Origin of the sequence: Nonomuraea cavernae (genome assembly GCF_014646355.1) — a bacterium.
Lineage (GTDB): Bacteria > Actinomycetota > Actinomycetes > Streptosporangiales > Streptosporangiaceae > Nonomuraea > Nonomuraea cavernae.
Genome location: NZ_BMNH01000030.1, coordinates 50,855 through 68,448, shown reverse-complemented (window position 1 = coordinate 68,448; position 17,594 = coordinate 50,855). Strand labels below are relative to the sequence as shown.

Sequence of the window (17,594 nt, the reverse complement as noted above, 5' to 3'; positions counted from 1 at the left end):
CGCGTGACCGTGAACCTCTCCCGCCTGATCGACGCCCGGACGAGAGTCCGTCATCCCCCGGAAGCCGGCCTGGACGCGTGGCAGGCCGAGCTGCGCGACCTGCGGGACCGGGAGGCGATCCGGGACCTGGCGCTGCTCTACACCCGCGCGGTGGACGATCACGACATCGACGCGGTGGTCGGCATGTACACCGAGGACGGCGTCTTCGAACGTCGCGGCGTGAGCGCGGCCGGGCACGCGGCGGTCCGGGCGGCCTACGCGGAGGCGATGGGCCTCTACCGGCTGACCCTGCACACGCTCGACGCCCACGTCGTCGAGCTCACTCCCGGCCGGACGGCCGTGGGCTGGGCCGCCGGGCACGCGGAACTCGTGACCAGGAAGACCGCCGTCATGGCGGCCTACCGCTACGACGACGCCTACCGGTGCGCCGGCGACCGCTGGTTGTTCGCGCACCGGTCGATCACCTTCATGTACGCCGTGCCGATGGAGGAGATGAGCAGGGGCCTGACCGCGCCCGACCGGATGCGCTGGCCCGGAGCGCCGCCCGGACGAGCCGACTACCCCGAGTCACTGCCCACCTGGACGACCTACCGCGACTGAACCGGCGCCGGCCGCGGATCAAGCTGAGAGGACCGGTCGTGAGAGAGCTGCGCGGATCTGCGGCGCTGACCAGATGACACCGAGCCAGCGCGTGGAGAAGTACAAGCTGCGTGCCGAAGGTGTCACCGCGGACACCTGGGACCGGGAGGGCACCGAACATGTCACGTGAGATGCTGCGCTTCACCCTGACCGAGCCCGCCGCCGGGGTCCTTCTGATCACCATGGCCCGGCCGGAGAAGCTGAACGCCATGGACCAGACATGGTTCCACGAGCTGCGCGAGCTCATGGAGGGGCTGGGCCACGGCGACGGGGTGCGCGCGGCGGTGCTCACCGGCGCCGGACGGGCGTTCTCCGCCGGCGGGGACATCGACATGTTCCATGACCTCGACGGCCAGGTGAGCAAGGTGCGGCCGCACCTGCGGCTGGTCTACGACGCCTTCCACTCGGTCGAGCGGTGCGCCGTGCCCGTCGTCGCCGCGGTCAACGGGCTCGCCTTCGGCGGGGGCACGGAGTTGGCCCTGGCGTGTGACATCGTGCTGGCCGGATCTTCCGCGCGGTTCGCGTTCAAGGAACCCACCGTGGGGCTGACACCCGGCTACGGCGTCGTCCGCGGCCCCCAGGTGATGGGCAGGCACTGGACCCGCTATCTGGCGCTGACCGGCCGCGCCATCGACGCCGACCGGGCCCGGAGCGCTGGGCTGGTGCAGGAGGTGCACCCCGACGAGTCGTTGCTCGACCAGGCCGTCGCGCTGGCCGCGGAGATCGCCGGCAATCCGCCGCTCGCCGTTCAGGTCGGCAAGGCGTTCATCAACCGCGACACGGGAGCCGGGTTCAACGAGTCCGTGGAGGCCACGGCCCTGTTGTTCGGGACCGGCGAACACCACGACGCGGTGGCCGCGTTCCGGGCGGAACGCGGCCGCTGACCGGTCAGGGCTGCCCGCCGTCGACCGGCAGGATCGCCCCCGTCGTGTAGCTCGACGCGTCGCTGGCGAGGTAGAGGGCGGCGCCGACGATCTCGTTCGGCTCCCCGCCGCGCCTGAGGGCGAACCGCTGCGCGCGGGCGTCGAACGTCTCGCGGTCCCACGACTTGCTGACGTCGGTGAAGAACGTGCCGGCCATGATGGCGTTGCATCGCACGCGGGGCCCGAAGGTGTGCGCGAAGCCCGCGGTGAGCGCGTTGAGGCCGGCCTTGGCCGCCGCGTAGGGCAGCAGTTCGGGGCGCGGCCGGGTGGAGGCTGCGCTGCTGATGTTGATGATCGAGCCGCCGGAGCCGCTCGCCATCCGCGAGCCGACGAGCGCCGTCAGCCGGAACGCCCCCTTGAGGTTGACTCCGATGACCTTGTCGAACAGGTTCTCGGTGACCTCGGTGACGTCGTCGTACCGGGGCGACATGCCGGCGTTGTTGACCAGGACGTCGACGTGGCCGAACTCCTCGTACGCCGCCTCGACGAGGCCGTCCAGCTCGTCCCAGTGCCCGACGTGCACGGCGTAGGGCAGGGCGCGGCGGCCGGTGCTCTCGGATATCTCCCGCGCGTACGCGGCGCAGCTCGCGCCGTCGCGGCTGGCGATCACGACGTCCGCTCCCGCGGCGGCGAACCCGGCCACCATGGCGCGGCCCAGCCCTCTGCTGCCTCCGGTGACCAGGGCGACCTTGCCGGAGAGGTCGAACGAGGGGGTCTCGGGTCCCATGGGCGTGGCTCCTTCTGCGGGGGGCTGGGGGGTGCCCGACGTGGGCGTACGGGCTTTCAGCCTAGTCTATTTATCGCTATGGTTAGCATAAATAGCCCCTGCTGATCGAGTGAGTGATCCGATGAACGCTGCAGACCACGGCCTGTTCGAGCTTCCGGCGCGGTACCGATCCTTGCGCGACGAGGCGAGACGGCTGGCCGACTCGGTGGCCGATCGGGCCGCGGTCGCCGACGAGGCCGACCACGTCGACCCCGTGATGCGGAAGGCGCTGGCCGCCAGCGGCCTGGTGGAGACCGTGGTGGCGCGGGAGTTCGGCGGCCGTTTCGACCAGGTCGACTCCCTGGCGGTGACCGTGGTGCGCGAGGCCCTCGCCGGCGTGAGCGGGCACCTGGACTCGCTCTACGCGATGCAGGGCATCGGCGGCTACGCGCTGTGGGCGGCCGGAGACGACCAGCTGCGCGCGCGGTGGCTGCCCAGGATGGCGAAGTGTGAGGCGATCGGCGCCCTGGCGCTGACCGAACCCCGGGCGGGCTCCGACCTCAAGTCGATCAGCACGACGATCGTCCGCGACGGCGGCGAGCTCGTGGTCAACGGGCACAAGTCGTTCATCACCAACGCCGGCGACGCCGACTTCTACTGCGTGTTCGGCCGGGAGGGCGACGGCTACTCCATGGTGCTCGTCCCCGCCGACGCCCCGGGTGTCGTCGTCGACCATCCGCACCAGATCATCGCTCCGCACGTGCTCGGCGACGTGGTGCTCGACGACGTGCGGGTGCCGGCCGATCATCGGATCGGCGAGCCGGGCAAGGCGTTCACGATCGCGCTGGCCACGCTCGCCACGTTCCGGGTCTCCGTGGCCGGCGCGGCGGTCGGCCTCGCCCAGGCCGCGCTGGACGAGGCGGTGCGGCACACGACCGGCCGGGAGCAGTTCGGCGTGCCCCTGGCCAGGCTCGGCCCGGTCCCCAATGCGCTGGCCCTGTCCTGGGTGGAGATCGAGATGGCGCGCTCACTGACCTACCGCGCGGCGGCGGCCTCCGCCCGCGACCCGCTGGCCAACCTGCACCTGTCCTCCATGGCGAAGGTCGGTGCGACGGAGATCGCCGGCCGGGTGGCCGACCGCTGCGTCCAGGTCATGGGCAGGTTCGGGCTGGTCCGCGGCAGCGTGATCGAGCGGCTTTACCGCGAGGCCAGGCCGATGCGGGTCTACGAGGGGGCCACCGAGGTCGTGCTCGACTCCCTGGCCAAGCAGCTGGTCAAGCCGTACCTGCGAAAGGACGCCTGATGATCATCGATGCGCACTGCCACGTGTGGCCCGACCACATCGCGGCGAAGGTGCTGGCCGACCGCCCCGCCGGTCTCGACGCGGTGCACGACGGCACCCTCGACGGCCTGCGCCGGACGATGGACAACGCCGGGATCGACCTGGCCATGTGCCTGGGCGTGGCGACCGTGGCCCGAACCGTCGAACGCACCAACGAGTTCATCGGGTCCATCGACCGCTCCAGGTTCATCCCGTTCGGCACGGTGCACCCCGACCTGAGCGTCGAGGAGAACCTGGCGTCGCTGAGCCGCCACGGCATCGGCGGAGTGAAGCTGCACCCGCTCTTCCAGGAGGTGTCGCTCGCCGATCCGCGCGTGGTCGAACTGCTGGCGGGCCTGGCCGAGGCGGGGATCGTCGTCATCACGCACGCGGGCGCGGGCAGCGACGAGGCGTCCAACGAGCGGGGGGCGCCCCGCCACCTGCGTGCCCTGCTGGACGCCGTGCCCGGCCTGACGCTCATCGCCTGCCACTACGGCGGATACCACCGGCTGGACGAGGCCGAGGAACTGATCATCGGTTCGCGTGCCGTCCTGGAGACCTCCTGGCCGCCCCGCCTCGCCGACCTGGACCCCGACCGGCTCAGGGGCATCATCGCCGCCCACGGCGCCGGACGCATGGTGTACGGCTCCGACTGGCCCATGGCCGACCCCGCCGCGGAGATCGCGGCCATCCGGGCACTCGGTCTCGACCCCGAGGACGAGGCCGCGATCCTCGGCGGCACCCTCGCCGGCCTGCTCGGCATCGCGAAGGCCGGCTGAGCGTGGACGTGGTCGTCGTCGGCGCGTCCCTCGCGGGGGTCCGCACCGTCCAGGCGCTGCGCCGCAAAGGACTCGAAGGACGCGTCACCCTGGTGGGAAGCGAGCCTCACCTGCCCTACGACCGGCCTCCCCTGTCGAAGGCCTTCCTGCTCGGCGAGATCGACGACTCCTCCGTCGCCCTGCTCACCGCCGAGCAGGCCAAGGAACTGGAGGTCGAGCTGCGCCTGGGCGCGCCCGCGACGCGAGTCGACCGCGCCGGCCGGGCCGTCCAGCTGGAGGACGGCGGACGCCTGCCGTTCGACGTCCTGATCGCCGCCACGGGCGCCACGCCGCGGACCGTGCCGGACCGGCACCCGCCTCCCGGGGTGCACACGTTGCGCACCCTCGACGACGCCGTCGCCGTCCGGGACGCGCTCGCGGGCGGGCCCCGGGTGGCGGTCGTCGGCGGCGGCTTCATCGGAGCGGAGGTAGCCTGCGCCGCCAGGACTCTCGGGCTGGACGTGACCGTCGTCGACCCGGCGCCCACCCTGATGACCCGGGGGCTGGGACCGGTGCTCGGTGACGTGATGGCGGCGAGACACCGCTCCATGGGCGTCTCGCTGCGGACGGGCCGGAGCGTCTCGCGATGGCGCGGGAGCTCGCGGGTGGAGGCACTCCTCCTGGACGACGGGTCCGTCGTGGCGGCGGACCTGGTCGTGGTGGGCGTCGGCGCGAGCCCCGCCGTCGGCTGGCTCCACGGAAGCGGTCTGGACATCTCGGACGGCGTCGGTTGCGACGCCACGCTGCGCGCCACGGGAACGGACGACGTCTACGCGGTCGGCGACGTCGCCCGCTGGCACTCCACGAGATACGGGGGAGCCCTGCGGCTGGAGCACTGGACGAGCGCCGGAGAACAGGCCATGGCGGTGGCCGCCACGGTGACCGGGACGCCCACGGTGTTCGACTCGCTCCCTTACGTCTGGTCCGACCAGACGGGTGGCCGCCTTCAGATCTTCGGCCGCGTCCTGCCCGGCGACGAGGTCGTCTTCGTCTCGGGCGGCCCCGGCGAGGAGCGCTTCGCGGCGATCACGGGAGGTCAGGGCGCGCTGCACGCCGTGGTGGCGTTCAACGCCCTGCCCGACGCCATGCGCTACCGGAAGCTGCTCCTGCAGGGGGCCGAATGGGTCGCCGGTCGTGGAGTCGTCCAGTCGTAGTCCGTCAGCCCTGGACAAGCCGTCCCGGCTCCCTCTAGCGTGAGCCATGGTAATCATAGGCATGATTACCATGCATATTTCCAGGAGGATCGGATGCGTGGAATTCTGCTCGCCTCGTTAGGGCGAGGCATCCCCGTCACGCTGGCCATGGCCGGCCTGCTCGCCGTCACCGCCTGTGGCTCCGGCGGTGAAGCGGCAGTGAGCGCCGAAGGCGGACTGCCCGCGGAGATCAAGATCATGACGATCAAGGATCGGACGGGACCGGTGGCGTTCACCGGCCTGTCCACGATCAAGGGCATCGAGCTGGCGGTCGAACAGATCAACGCCGAGAAGTTCCTGGGGGAAACCAAGATCGTCCTTGAGTCCAAGGATCCGGCGGGCAAGGCGCAGACGGCGGCGAGCCAGATGACGGCCGCGATCCAGGACAAGAGCTATGCCGCCGTCTTCGGTCCGGTGGCGAGCGACCAGGCGGCGGCGACCTCGCCCCTGGCCGAGCGCGGGAAGATGCCCATCATCTACAGTCAGGCGGGCAGCGAGGGCGTGGTCATCGGCAAGTACACCTTCCGGGCCACCCCGCCGATGACGAGCTACTACCGCGTCATCGGGGACCACATCAAGTCCAAGAACGTCAAGACCCTCGGCGTCGTCTACAACACGACCCTGCCCACCCTCAAGGAGGTCGCCGAGAAGGTGCTGCCCGAGATGGGCGCCGAGCTCGGGTTCTCGGTCGTGTCGAGCGCCGCCGTGCAGATGACCACGCAGGACTTCGCCGCGCCGATCTCCAAGGTGGTCAAGGAGAAGCCGGACGCCATCGCGCTGCTGCTGGTCGGAGGGCAGAATCCCACGGCCATGCGGCAACTGCGGCAGGCCGGATTCGATGGGCTCGTGCTCGGCAACACCGCCGCCGGTGCCGGCAACCTCAAGCCCGCCGGTCAGGACGGCGCCGGAATGACGTGGCCGTCCGACTTCCACCCCGACCAGCCGGGTGAGTCGACCAAGAAGTTCGTCGACCTCTACCAGGCCAAGTTCAACGAGCGGCCGCTGAACTACGCGGCCGAGGGCTACGACTCGGCCTGGTGGCTGGCCCGGGCCGTCAAGCAGGCCGGAGGCGCCTCGCGTGACGACATCCAGCGCGGCCTGGACGTCGTAGCGGCCGAAGGGTTCGAGGGGGCGATGGGCAAGCTCGCCTTCGAGAACCGGGACATGCGGCTGACCGGTGTGATCGTCCAGTGGAACGGCACGGAAGAGGTGCTGGTCGGGAGCGACTCCTGAGCCCGGCGTCACCGGTGGACGGCGTCCGCCGGTGACGCGCCCAGCGCGGTGACGGCCCTCGGCGCCGACGGGGCTCACCCAGGAGCTGACCCGCTCCCCGAGGTCGTCACCGGCTCTGGACAAGGCGCCTGACGCCCTTTACTGTTCTGGAACCAACTATGAGAATGATGCTCATATATTGCCTCCCAGGGGGTCCGATGGGCCGACAACGCACCCCGAAACGGAGTGAGTCCCGATGCTCCAGGATCTGATCAACGCGCTCTCGCTCGGATCGATCTATCTGCTCTTCGCCCTCGGCATGAGCCTGGTTTGGGGCACCGTCGGCATCCTGAACTTCGCCCATGGCGCGATCTTCATGTTCGCGGCCTTCGTGTCCTCCGTCATCACCGACCAGGTGCGGCTGCCGCTGCCCGCGCTGATCGTGATCGGCGCGGCGGTGGGGGCGCTGCTCTCCGTGGCCGTCCAGCTGCTGGCGTTCCAGCCCATCATGCGAAGGGCCAAGGACCATCGCAGCGGTGAGATGCAGATCCTCATCGGCGGCATCGGCGTGGCGGCCATCCCGCTGGCCATCGCCGAGGAGGTGACCGGCAGCAACCCGTTCGGCTTCGCCGGCTCCAGCTACGTGACGTCCACCTTCTCGCTGCTGGGCGTCCGCGTCACCAGCACCCAGCTCATGGTCGTCGCCGCGGCACTGGTCATCGGCATCGGGGTCATCGTCTGGCTGCGCTTCTCGCGCTCCGGCCTCGCGCTGCGCTCGATCGGCGTCGACCCCGAGACGGCTTCCCTGATGGGCGTCAACCGGCGCGTGCTCAGCCTGAGCACCATGGCCGTCGCCGGCGGCCTCGCCGGACTGGCCGGCGTGCTGCTCACCTACAACCTCGGCGCGATCACGCCCGAAAGCGGAGACGTCCTGCTGATCAAGGCGTTCGCCGCCGTCATCCTCGGTGGCGTCGGAAGCATGGCCGGCGTGATCGTCGGCGCCTACGTGCTGGCCGTGGCCGAGACGATCGTGCTGACCCAAACCTCCGGCCTGTGGGTGGACGCGGTCTCCTTCGGCTTCATCTTCGCCGTACTCCTGTTCAAGAGCGAGGGACTCTTCGGCCGTAGAGAGGTGCGCCGGACATGATCGCCTGGTACGACACCAACATCATCCTGATCCAGTCCACCTTCGTCGGACTGCTCATGGCGCTGAGCCTGCAGGTGCCCATCCGCTTCGGCGTGTTCTCCTTCGCGGGGATCGGCTGTTACGGCATCGGCGCCTACGTCGCCGCCATCATGACCATCCGGTACGAGTGGCCGGCGGCGGCCGCCATCGGCGCGGGCATGCTGATCGCCGGAGTAGTGGGCTACCTGCTCGCTCTGACGGTTCGCCGGCTGGGCGGCCTCTACCTGGGCATGGCCACGATCGCGTTCGACCTCATCGTCGGCGTGCTCGCCGTCAACGGCGGCGACCTGACCGGGGGTCCGAGCGGGCTGTTCGGCGCGCTGGCCGACGTCACCACTCTCCACCTGGTGCTGATCTCGGCGGTGGTGATCGGGCTGCTCGCCTACAGCGAGCGGGGAGCCATCGGCCGCCGGGTGGAGGCGGTCAGGGAGGATCCCGAACTCGCCGCCTCGATGGGCATCGACGTGCGGCGGCATCGGCAGGCGGCGTTCGTGATCAGCGCGCTGCTCGGTGCCTGCGCCGGCGGGCTCAACGTGCTGCTGCGCACCACGATCGCCCCCACCGACATCGGCTTCTCCCTGGTGGTGCTGGCCCTGACGATGATCATCGTCGGCGGCTCGCGATCCTGGGCGGGCGCCCTGATCGGCGCGATGATCTTCACCTGGCTGCCGGGCTTCCTGGAGTTCTCCGGTCAATGGCAGAAGGTGATCTACGGCGTCATCGTCGCGCTCGCGGCGATCTGGGTGCCGGGAGGCCTGCTCGGGATGATGACCGACGCCTACCGATCCTGGCAACGCTCCCGGCGCGACGCCGGATCCGGAGACGGTGACCGGACCCCACTCGGGTCGCGAGCAGAGGGGACACCCGCTTGAGTGGCATTCAGGACCAGAGCACCCCGCTCCTTCAGGTGAAGGACGCCGCAGTGCACTTCGGCGGAGTCAAGGCGGTGGACGGCCTGTCGATCGACCTCACCGAGGGAAGCATCTTCGGCGTCCTCGGTCCCAACGGCTCCGGCAAGAGCACACTGCTGGCCGCGCTCACCCGGTTCGTCGACCTGACCGCGGGCTCGCTCCACCTGGACGGCGAGGAGTACCACCGGATACCCGCCGCGACGTTCGCCCGGCGTGGCGTGGCGCGCACCTTCCAGACCGTACGGCTGCTGCCCGGCCTGACCGTGGAGGAGAACGTCAGGCTGGGCGCCGACCGGATCCGGGGGAGGGGTATCCGAGAGCGGGGCAAAGGTGACGACGACGTGGCCGAGGCGATCGGGCGGACCGGTCTGCGCGGCCTGGAACGGCATCGGCCGGGCGAGCTCTCCTACGGGGCGCAGCGGCGGGTGGAGATCGCCCGCGCGATCGTCGCGAAGCCCAGGCTGCTGCTCCTCGACGAGCCCACGGCCGGCATGAACCAGTCGGAGCGGCAGGAGATCTCGGCCCTACTCCGCGAACTGCGAGAAGAGGGGCTGACCCAGGTGCTCGTGGAACACGACGTCCAGATGATGGTCGACACGTGCGACCACCTCTTCGCGATGAACTTCGGCAAGCTCATCGCGGACGGCGTCCCGGCCTCCGTCGTACGCGAGCCGGCGGTGCGTGAGGCGTACCTGGGGAAGCGGTGGAGCGAGCATGTTTGAGATCAGGGATCTGCACGTCAGCTACGGCAAGGTCACCGCGGTGCGGGGCGTGACCCTGACGGCCCGGCCGGGCACGGTCACCCTGGTCCTCGGCGCCAACGGCGCGGGCAAGACGACCACGCTCAGATCGGCCGCCGGGCTGCACAAGCCCGACTCGGGCGAAGTCGTGCTCGACGGCACGGCCATCACCGGCCGGCCCGCGCACTGGATCGTCAAGCGGGGGCTGGTGCTCGTCCCGGAGGGACGCCGCGTCTTCGCTCCGCTGACGGTGCTGGAGAACCTGCGGATGGGCGGCTACACCACCGCCCGCGGCGAGCTGGCGGGCATCCTCGACCGCGTCTTCGAGATGTTCCCGGTGCTCAGGGAGCGGCAGGACGGCCCGGCGGGGCTGCTGTCCGGCGGCGAGCAGCAGATGCTGGCCTTCGGGCGGGCGCTGATGGCCCAGCCGAAGATCATGATGCTGGACGAGCCGTCCATGGGGCTGGCGCCGACGATGGTCGAGACCGTCCTGGGCAGCATCCGCGCCATGGCCGACTCCGGGATCGGGGTCCTGATGGTGGAGCAGAACGCCGAGGCGGGGCTGGAGGTCGCGGACGACGTGGCCGTCGTGTCCCGGGGTGAGGTCGTCTTCAGCGGGACGGCCAAGGAGGCCGCTTCCCACTCGTTGGTGCTGCGGGCCTTCCTCGGTGATGCCGCCCTGGTCACCGAGAACTGACACCGGCCGCGTGGGACCGGGAGGCGCGGTGACGTCGCCGGGCGTCGCCCCGCGAGCCCGGCGAGCTCGGCGAGTAAAGGAGGAGAACCCCATGGGCAGGACGGGAATCGACGACCTTGAGGATCTGCGCCCCCTGCGGCTCGACGCCGATGCCCGGCGCGAGCTGCTGGCCGTTCAGACCGAGTGCACCTTCACCTTCACCACCCCCGACGGCTGGGCGGCCGGAGTGATCATGAGCTTCCTCTACGAGGAGGACCGCTTCTGGCTGACCGCCGTGCGCGACCGCGCGCACGCGAAGGCCGTCGGGATCGACCCCCGGGTGACCATTGTCGTCTCGAACGCGGGAACCTCCCTGCCCGGCCGCCGCATGCTGGCGGTCCGTGGGGTGGCTCTGACGAGTCACGACGAGGACACCAGGAGGTGGTTTCTGCCGCGGCTCGCGGCCAAGCTCGCGCCCGGGGATCCCGGCGAGATGGTGCGGCTGCTCGACAGCCCCGGGCGGGTGGTCCTGGAGGTGCGCCCGGTGCGGATCGCGGTCAGCCACGACTCCCGCAAGCTGCCCGGCGACGGCCGCGGCGGCTCGCCGCACGCGGCCCGTGACACGACGGGCAGGTAGCGGGCCCCGCCCATCGGGCTCGGGCGACGGACGCGGGGTCGGTCACCCGCGGGGCCGACCGGACGGACGCTATCGGGGGTCGGCGAACCGCGGCCTGCGCTTCTCGAGGAAGGCGGTGGCTCCCTCGATCATGTCCTCGCTGCCGATCGCCTGGACCAGCATGCCGATGCCCGAACTGAAGGAGTCACGCGCCGCGTTCCACCAGATGTTCGAGCTGATCTTGGCGATCTCCAGGTAGCGGGGGCTGAGGGCGGCGAGTTCGTCGCACCACGCCCGTACGGTGGCCTCGACCTGGTCGTCGTCCACCACCTCGTTGACCAGCCCCATGGCGAGGGCCTGCTCCGCGGAGTACCTGCGGCACAGGAACGACAGCTCCTTGGCGCGCTTCTCGCCGATCTGGACGCCCATGACGTTCGTCGCCCCGGTCACCGGCGCGCTGCCCACCCGCGGACCCGTCTGCCCGAACGTGGCCGAGCGTCCGGCGATCGCCAGGTCGCACGCCACGACCAGCTCGTTGCCGCCTCCGGCCGCCGGGCCGTTCACGGCCGCGATGACGGGTCTCGGACAGTTCCTGATCGCGTCGAACAGCCGTAGCGACGCGCTGTACAGCCGCCGCATGTCACCGCTCGTCGGCTGCCGGAGGCTTCCCAGAGCCCCGCCGGCGCAAAAGCCGCCGCCGTTTCCGGTCAGCACCACGGTCCGGTAGGAAGCGGTATCCTCAAGGATCTCGCTTATCTGTTGTGCCATCGCCTCGTCGTACGCATTCCTGCGTTCCGGCCTGTTCAAGCGAATCCAGAGCGTGGAGTCAACCACCTCTGTCAGGACACTCGTCACTGAAACAACCTTCCAGGAATGGCGGGGTCGTCGTGATGACAGTCGCTTCACCAGCGACGACATCGTGGGGAGGGCAGCTGTCATGACGCCCGCGCCCTGAGGCTCCGGCTCGCACCGCCTGTAAATCCATGCTAATGTTGCTCATAATCACAGGCCGAGTCAATGTTGCGTGCGTCACATATGCGGGCACCACAGTGGTTCTGTGGGGTGGCAAGATCTAAGTGGCAAACTCGACGTCGAAGGGCACAGCCATGGTGAACAACTCGCCGCGTCCGCAGAAAGCGGCGATGCTCATTGCCCAGCGCATCATCAATGACGCCATCAAGCAGGGGCTCGGCCCAGGAGACCTGCTATCCGCCGAGAAGTCGATGCTGGAGACCTACGGCACCGGCAGGGGCACCCTTCGTGAGGCGCTGCGACTGCTGGAGGTCCAGGGGGTCATTTCCCTGAAGCCGGGGCCCAAGGGAGGGCCCGTCCTGCAAACGCCGGACGCGTCGCATCTGTCCAGCACGGTCATCCTGCTGATGCAGCTGAAAGAAGCGCCATTCCGGAGCATTGTCGAAGTGCGCTCCGCCATGGAGCCCATGATCAGCCGCCTGGCCGCCGAACGCATATCCAACGAGTCACTGGACGAGCTGGGCGCCACGATTCAGCTCATGAGCGACGACCTGGACGACCAGGATACGTTCCTGGAAGCCAATAAGCGCTTTCACGACATCATCGCCTGGTCGTCGGGCAATCCATTGTTCGGATATCTGGTCGAGTCGTTGCTGGGCATCATGGACGGCACCGTCATAGGCATCGACTATCCGCCCATCCGGCGCAAGGCCATACTCAAGGCCCATGGGGAGATCTTCAAGGCGCTGACCTCGCGTGACCCCAAGCAGTCGGAGGAGCGCATGCGCGAGCACATCCAGGAGTACGTGACGTACGCGGAACGAAAGTTCCCCAATGTGCTGGGCCAGGTCATCCGCTGGGGTTCCATCAAGTAAAACCTTTTCTTTGGTGAGCGGCCGGCTCCTCGAGGTCGCTCCGTGTCCTTCCTTTGGTGTGACCTTTCTGACGTGACCGTTTCGGGGCCGGTGTTCGGTCGCCGCTGCGGTCACTCCACGGTGATGGCCCGTTCGGGGCAGCTCTGCTGCGCGAGGACGGCCGCGTCCTCGTGCTCGCGAGGAAGCTCGCCGCTGATGACGACGTGCGCCTGGCCGTCTTCCTCCCGTGGCTCGAAGATCTCCGGTGTCGTCATGTAGCAGACACCGTGACCTTGGCAAACGTTGAGATCAACGGACACCCGCATGCTTTCCTCCTTGACGCCCCGGCCGTGGTCGCCTGGGGCTCGATGTTGACACCGCTCGAATCTAGTATAACCATGAATATAGTATCGTCGAGGTCTCCTGAGAGGAAGGTGCATCGATGTCGTCCCCGGACCGGTGCCCTGTTGTTCACTTCGATCACCACTCCCCGGAGCATGCCGCGGATCCGGTCGGCGCCTATCGGAAACTGAGGGCGGAGCATCCCGTGGCCTGGACCGAAGCCCATGGGGGTTACTGGGTCCTGTCGGACTACGAGAGCGTCTTCGAGGCCGCGCGGGACGACTACACGTTCTCGTCCGCTCGCACGTCCTATGGCGGCGAGGGACTTTCGGTGACCATCCCCAAGACCCCGATGCACCTGCACATCCCCATCGAGATCGACCCGCCCGACTTCAGGAAATATCGGAAGCTGGTCAACCTGATCACGGCTCCGGCCGCCGTCGAGCGGATGCTGGACATGATCTCCCATTACACGACCTGGTTCATCGACCGGGTGATCGAGGCCGGCGAGGCCGACTTCGCGGAGATCATCGGGGTGCCCTCGATCGTGACGATCGACTGGCTCGGGCTCCCGGTCGAGGAGTGGTCACGTTACTCTTCGGCGCACCGGGCCACCCTGTCGGCCGTGGCGGACAGCCCGGAGTTCCGGCAGGCGGTCGAGGTGGACCTGCCCTACCTGTCCAAGCAGATGTGGGAGGTCATCGCCGAACGGCGCCTCAACCCGGCCGACGACGTGATCAGCTTCCTGGTCCAGCAGCAGGTCGACGACAGGCCGCTGACCGATGAGGAGGTCTTCGCCATTGTCGACCTGCTGATCTCCGGCGGCGTCGGCACGACCGCCTCGCTCGTCGGGCAGACTCTCGTGTGGCTCTACCAGAACCCGGACGTGCGCCTGCGCATCAAGGACGACCCCGGCCTTCTCGACCGGGCGATCGAGGAGTTCCTGCGCTACTTCTCGCCCACCCAGGCGCTGGCCCGCACCGTCACCAAGGACGTCGAGTTCCGGGGCTGCCCGATGCGGACCGGCGACCGCGTCCTGCTGGCCTGGGGGTCGGCCAACCGTGACGAGGCCGGGGGCTTCGAGAACCCCGACGCGCTGGACATCGACCGCTGGCCCAACCGGCACACCGCTTTCGGCGTCGGCCTGCACCGCTGCGCCGGTTCGCACCTCGGACGGGCCATGGCGCGCAGCCTGATCGGCCAGATCCTCGAGCGGATGCCCGACTACGAGATCGACCTCGACGGTCTCGTCCCCTACGCCCGGCAGGGTGTCAACATCGGGTTCCACAAGATCCCGGCCCGCTTCACCCCCGGACCGCGCCGGTTGCCGCGCGACGACCGGTCCGGGTGACGACAGGCCGTCGCGCGGACCGGTCAGGCCCGCTGGAGGAAGTCCGCGAACTCCACCGACTCCAGGTCGCGCAGCGGCGCCACGATCTCCCGGCCCACCTCGTCCAGGTAGGCCGTGGCGTCGGCCGCCGACATCCCCGGCCAGTGCGGCCGGACCAGCAGCTGTCCCATCGGCAGGCGGCGTGCCAGCTCGCGCACCTGCCGGCGGCACTCCTCGGCGTCGCCGAGGATCACATGGTCAGCGACGGTCGAGGCGAACCGCTCACGGACCTGCTCCTGGGTCAGCGCCTCCATGCCCCGGTCGGCGTACGCCTCGTACTTGCCCCGGGCGACCGCCTCGAAGCGCCGGAGCGCGTCGTCGCGATCGCCGCCGATCATGAGTTCGCGGCGTACCGGGAGCCGGCCGAGCGGCAGCCCGAGGGAGGCTCGCTCGGCGGCGAACACCCGTGCCAGCGCGTCGACCTCGTCCACGGTCTGCTGCGGTGTCACGGTCCACGCGTCCGTCAGCCGCGCGGCGCGGCGCACGCCGAGCTGCTTCTGCGCGCCCATCCAGATCGGCGGGCTCGGCTGCTGTAGCGGCCTGAGGTGCGTGGGCACGTCGTCGAGCTGCCAGAACTTCCCGGAGAACGACACCCGGTCCCGCGACCACAGCAGACGCATGATCGTGAGCAGCTCCTCCAGTCGCTGGTAGCGCTCCTTGAAGGGCACGCCCAGCCGTTCGTACTCGTGGGGCAGGTAGCCGGTGCCGACCGCCACCACGAGCTTGCCGCCGGTCAGGATGTCGAGGGTGGCGAGCTCCTCGGCCAGCATGACCGGGTGGTACAGCGGGCCGATGACGATGCTCGTGCCGAGCTTCACCCCGTCGTCGAGCTCCGCCGCCAGCCGCGACAGCAGCGGGATGGGCTGCATCCACCGGTAGCCGTCGTACAGGAAGTGCTGCCCGATCGTCAGGTAGGTGAAGCCGTTGCGCTGGGCGGCCTCCGCCGTACGGAGGAGGAGGTCGAGGTGCTCGCGTGCGGGCACCTCGACCCGCTCGTCACCCATCAGGATTCCGAATTCCATCTGTCAGCCGGCCTTTCCTCGCGCATCCGGTGGCGTGCTCGGTGGTGTGCTCATCGGCCACGCCACCGAGGTGCCCGCTTCTCCGTGAACGCCAGGGCTCCCTCGCGGGCGTCCTCGGAGGAACGCACCGGCTCGGACAGCTTGCGCTGCTCGTCGAACTCCGTGGCCGAGTCCCAATCGCGCGCGTTCGTGATGATCTGCTTCGTGGCGCGGACCGCCAGGGGGCCGTTGGCCGCGATCCGTTCCGCCAGTTCGAGCGCGGCGGCCAGCGCCTGGCCGGGCGGGACCAGCCGGTTGACGAGCCCGGCCGCGTCGGCGCGCCTGGCGTCGACCAGCTCGCCGGTCAGCGCCCACTCCATCGCGTGGTGGTAGGGGATCCGCCGGGACAGGCGCATCAGGCCGCCGCCCCCGGCCACCAGGCTCCGCCTGACCTCGGGCAGTCCGAACCTGGCGTCCTCCGCGGCCACCAGCAGGTCGCACGCCAGGGCGATCTCGAAGCCGCCCGCCAGCGCGTAGCCCTCGACGGCGGCGATGATCGGTTTGCGCGGAGGCGCCTCGACGATTCCGGCGAACCCGCGCACCGGCACCGAGGGGCGTTCCCCGGCGAGGAACGCCTTCAGATCCATCCCCGCGCAGAACGTGCCTCCGGCGCCGGTGATGACGCCGGCGAAGAGCGAGTCGTCCTCGTCCAGCAGCCGCATCGCGTCGGCGATCGCCTCGGCGGTCACGGTGTTGATCGCGTTGCGCGCCTCGGGGCGGTTGATCGTGACGACCAGAACGTTGCCGTGCCGTTCGGTCAGCACCTGCTGGTCGCTCATCGGGCCTGCATCCTGATCGCGCCGTCCAGCCGGATGGTCTCACCGTTCAGCATGGGGTTCTCCAGGATGTGCATGGCGAGTGCCGCGTACTCGTCCGGCGCTCCGAGGCGGGAGGGGTGCGGCACCGCCGCCGCGAGCTTGTCCAGCACCTCCCGCGGATGCCTGCTCAGGATGGGGGTGTCGAAGACGCCCGGGGCGATGGTGTTCACCCGGACGAGCTTCCGGGCGAGATCGCGGGCGGCGACCAGGGTCATCCCGACCACGCCGGCCTTGGCCGAGGCGTAGGGGATCTGGCCGATCTGCCCTTCCCAGGCGGCGACGGAGGCGGTCAGCACGCAGACGCCACGCTCCCCGCCGACCGGCTCGTTCGTCACCATCCGGGCCGCGGCCAGCCGGAGCGCGTTGAACGTGCCGACGAGATTGATCCTGACGATGGCCTCGTAGTCGTCCAGCGATCCAGGGCTGCCGTCGCGTTCCACCACCCGCACGGTGCCTCCGCGTCCGGCGCAGTGCACCAGGGTGCGCAGCGGATGCCGCTCCGCCGCCTGGTCGAAGGCCGCGGACAGAGCGCCGGGATCGGTCACGTCGGCCGGGGCGAAGACGGCCTGTCCGCCGAACTCCTTGGCGACCTCGGCGCCGCTGGAGGCCGGCAGGTCAACGATGACCACGAACACCCCGGCACGGGTGAGCCGGCGGACGGTCGCCAGGCCGAGACCGGAGGCGCCTCCGGTCACAACGGCCGAACTGTCGGTCAGGTCCATGACATCACCATCATTCCTTTCTGCGAAGTCAGCTTCCGCGGGGCCGCTGGGGGACGGCCGCCGCGAGGTCAGCCGGCGAGGATCTCGACGACGGTGGCGTTCGCCATGCCGCCTGCCTCACACATGGTCTGGAGACCGAGACGTCCCCCGGTCTGCTCGAGATGGTTGATCATCGTGGTCATCAGCCGGCAGCCGGAGGCGCCCAGCGGATGGCCCAGGGCGATGGCCCCGCCACGCGGATTGAGCCGGTTCTCGGCGATCGGGTGCTCGGCCCGCCAGGCCAGCGGCACGCTGGCGAACGCCTCGTTCACCTCGGCCGCGTCGATGTCGCCGATCGACAGCCCGGCCCGCGCGAGCACCTTGCCGGTCGCGGCGATCGGGCCGGTCAGCATGAGCAGGGGATCGTCGCCGCAGACGGCCGAGGCGAGCAGCCGGGCGCGGGGCCGCAGTCCGAGCTCCCTGGCGCGTTCCTCGCTCATGATCAGCAGAGCGCT

Annotated in this window: 19 protein-coding genes and 1 pseudogene; 13 read left to right on the top strand and 7 right to left on the bottom strand. The window is 69.8% G+C overall.

Annotated features, from left to right (window positions below; translation table 11 throughout):
* The first annotated feature begins 3 nt into the window (after positions 1-3).
* Together IEY82_RS32530 and IEY82_RS32525 are read left to right on the top strand one after the other, a co-directional pair.
* Positions 4-600 (top strand): nuclear transport factor 2 family protein, encoded by a 597-nt coding sequence (locus IEY82_RS32530; protein WP_225263980.1) that lies wholly within the window; start codon positions 4-6, stop codon positions 598-600.
* A 158-nt stretch (positions 601-758) separates the two neighbouring features.
* Positions 759-1,523 carry an enoyl-CoA hydratase/isomerase family protein gene (locus tag IEY82_RS32525; RefSeq protein ID WP_189128098.1) on the top strand — a complete coding sequence of 255 codons (765 nt, stop codon included), beginning with the start codon at positions 759-761 and terminating at the stop codon, positions 1,521-1,523.
* A gap of 4 nt (positions 1,524-1,527) precedes the next feature.
* Here the strand turns inward: IEY82_RS32525 and IEY82_RS32520 are convergent, their stop codons facing one another.
* Entirely contained in the window at positions 1,528-2,289 is a 762-nt protein-coding gene (locus tag IEY82_RS32520; RefSeq protein WP_189128097.1) for an SDR family NAD(P)-dependent oxidoreductase, read from the bottom strand.
* A 121-nt stretch (positions 2,290-2,410) separates the two neighbouring features.
* Between IEY82_RS32520 and IEY82_RS32515 the strand changes: the two genes are divergently transcribed.
* The 9 genes from IEY82_RS32515 (at position 2,411) to IEY82_RS32475 (ending at position 10,962) form a co-directional block, all read left to right on the top strand.
* Positions 2,411-3,571, top strand: a complete 1,161-nt coding sequence (locus IEY82_RS32515; RefSeq protein WP_189128096.1) for an acyl-CoA dehydrogenase family protein — start codon at positions 2,411-2,413, stop codon at positions 3,569-3,571.
* Entirely contained in the window at positions 3,571-4,368 is a 798-nt protein-coding gene (locus tag IEY82_RS32510; RefSeq protein ID WP_189128095.1) for an amidohydrolase family protein, read from the top strand. Before IEY82_RS32515 ends, IEY82_RS32510 begins: the two co-directional genes overlap by 1 nt.
* Before the next feature lie 2 nt (positions 4,369-4,370).
* The gene (locus IEY82_RS32505) at positions 4,371-5,561 is read left to right on the top strand and encodes an NAD(P)/FAD-dependent oxidoreductase (protein ID WP_189128094.1); all 1,191 of its coding nucleotides are present in this window, start codon (positions 4,371-4,373) and stop codon (positions 5,559-5,561) included.
* Between the two features lie 93 nt (positions 5,562-5,654).
* The gene (locus IEY82_RS32500) at positions 5,655-6,833 is read left to right on the top strand and encodes an ABC transporter substrate-binding protein (protein ID WP_189128093.1); all 1,179 of its coding nucleotides are present in this window, start codon (positions 5,655-5,657) and stop codon (positions 6,831-6,833) included.
* Positions 6,834-7,068: 235 nt separating this feature from the next.
* Positions 7,069-7,959, top strand: a complete 891-nt coding sequence (locus IEY82_RS32495) for a branched-chain amino acid ABC transporter permease (RefSeq protein WP_189128092.1) — start codon at positions 7,069-7,071, stop codon at positions 7,957-7,959.
* Entirely contained in the window at positions 7,956-8,870 is a 915-nt protein-coding gene (locus tag IEY82_RS32490; protein WP_189128091.1) for a branched-chain amino acid ABC transporter permease, read from the top strand. Before IEY82_RS32495 ends, IEY82_RS32490 begins: the two co-directional genes overlap by 4 nt.
* A complete protein-coding gene (locus IEY82_RS32485; protein ID WP_189128090.1) occupies positions 8,867-9,631 on the top strand; it encodes an ABC transporter ATP-binding protein in 765 nt (254 codons plus the stop codon). The genes IEY82_RS32490 and IEY82_RS32485 overlap by 4 nt, the downstream gene beginning before the upstream one ends.
* Positions 9,624-10,346 carry an ABC transporter ATP-binding protein gene (locus tag IEY82_RS32480; RefSeq protein ID WP_189128089.1) on the top strand — a complete coding sequence of 241 codons (723 nt, stop codon included), beginning with the start codon at positions 9,624-9,626 and terminating at the stop codon, positions 10,344-10,346. Before IEY82_RS32485 ends, IEY82_RS32480 begins: the two co-directional genes overlap by 8 nt.
* Positions 10,347-10,437: 91 nt before the next feature.
* Complete coding sequence (locus IEY82_RS32475; protein ID WP_189128088.1) at positions 10,438-10,962, top strand: pyridoxamine 5'-phosphate oxidase family protein; 525 nt, start codon at positions 10,438-10,440, stop codon at positions 10,960-10,962.
* A 69-nt stretch (positions 10,963-11,031) separates the two neighbouring features.
* Here the strand turns inward: IEY82_RS32475 and IEY82_RS32470 are convergent, their stop codons facing one another.
* Complete coding sequence (locus IEY82_RS32470; protein ID WP_189128126.1) at positions 11,032-11,859, bottom strand: enoyl-CoA hydratase/isomerase family protein; 828 nt, start codon at positions 11,857-11,859, stop codon at positions 11,032-11,034.
* A gap of 188 nt (positions 11,860-12,047) precedes the next feature.
* Here IEY82_RS32470 and IEY82_RS32465 point away from each other — a divergent pair, with 188 nt between their 5' ends.
* Positions 12,048-12,788, top strand: coding sequence for a FadR/GntR family transcriptional regulator (locus tag IEY82_RS32465; protein ID WP_225263982.1), 741 nt, complete (start codon positions 12,048-12,050; stop codon positions 12,786-12,788).
* Between the two features lie 110 nt (positions 12,789-12,898).
* Here the strand turns inward: IEY82_RS32465 and IEY82_RS32460 are convergent, their stop codons facing one another.
* Positions 12,899-13,093 (bottom strand): ferredoxin, encoded by a 195-nt coding sequence (locus IEY82_RS32460; RefSeq protein ID WP_189128087.1) that lies wholly within the window; start codon positions 13,091-13,093, stop codon positions 12,899-12,901.
* Positions 13,094-13,314: 221 nt separating this feature from the next.
* Here IEY82_RS32460 and IEY82_RS32455 point away from each other — a divergent pair, with 221 nt between their 5' ends.
* Positions 13,315-14,460, top strand: a complete 1,146-nt coding sequence (locus IEY82_RS32455; protein ID WP_225263984.1) for a cytochrome P450 — start codon at positions 13,315-13,317, stop codon at positions 14,458-14,460.
* Positions 14,461-14,483: 23 nt separating this feature from the next.
* On the opposite strand, the gene IEY82_RS32450 is transcribed toward IEY82_RS32455, so the two are convergent.
* From IEY82_RS32450 to IEY82_RS32435, 4 genes and pseudogenes are all read right to left on the bottom strand, one after another.
* Complete coding sequence (locus IEY82_RS32450) at positions 14,484-15,521, bottom strand: LLM class flavin-dependent oxidoreductase (RefSeq protein WP_189128085.1); 1,038 nt, start codon at positions 15,519-15,521, stop codon at positions 14,484-14,486.
* A gap of 50 nt (positions 15,522-15,571) precedes the next feature.
* On the bottom strand, positions 15,572-16,339 hold the full coding sequence (locus tag IEY82_RS32445) for a crotonase/enoyl-CoA hydratase family protein (RefSeq protein ID WP_189128084.1): 768 nt from the start codon (positions 16,337-16,339) through the stop codon (positions 15,572-15,574).
* Positions 16,336-17,100, bottom strand: coding sequence for an SDR family NAD(P)-dependent oxidoreductase (locus IEY82_RS32440; RefSeq protein ID WP_189128083.1), 765 nt, complete (start codon positions 17,098-17,100; stop codon positions 16,336-16,338). Before IEY82_RS32440 ends, IEY82_RS32445 begins: the two co-directional genes overlap by 4 nt.
* A 68-nt stretch (positions 17,101-17,168) precedes the next feature.
* A pseudogene (locus tag IEY82_RS32435) lies at positions 17,169-17,594 on the bottom strand (steroid 3-ketoacyl-CoA thiolase); the annotation flags it as partial.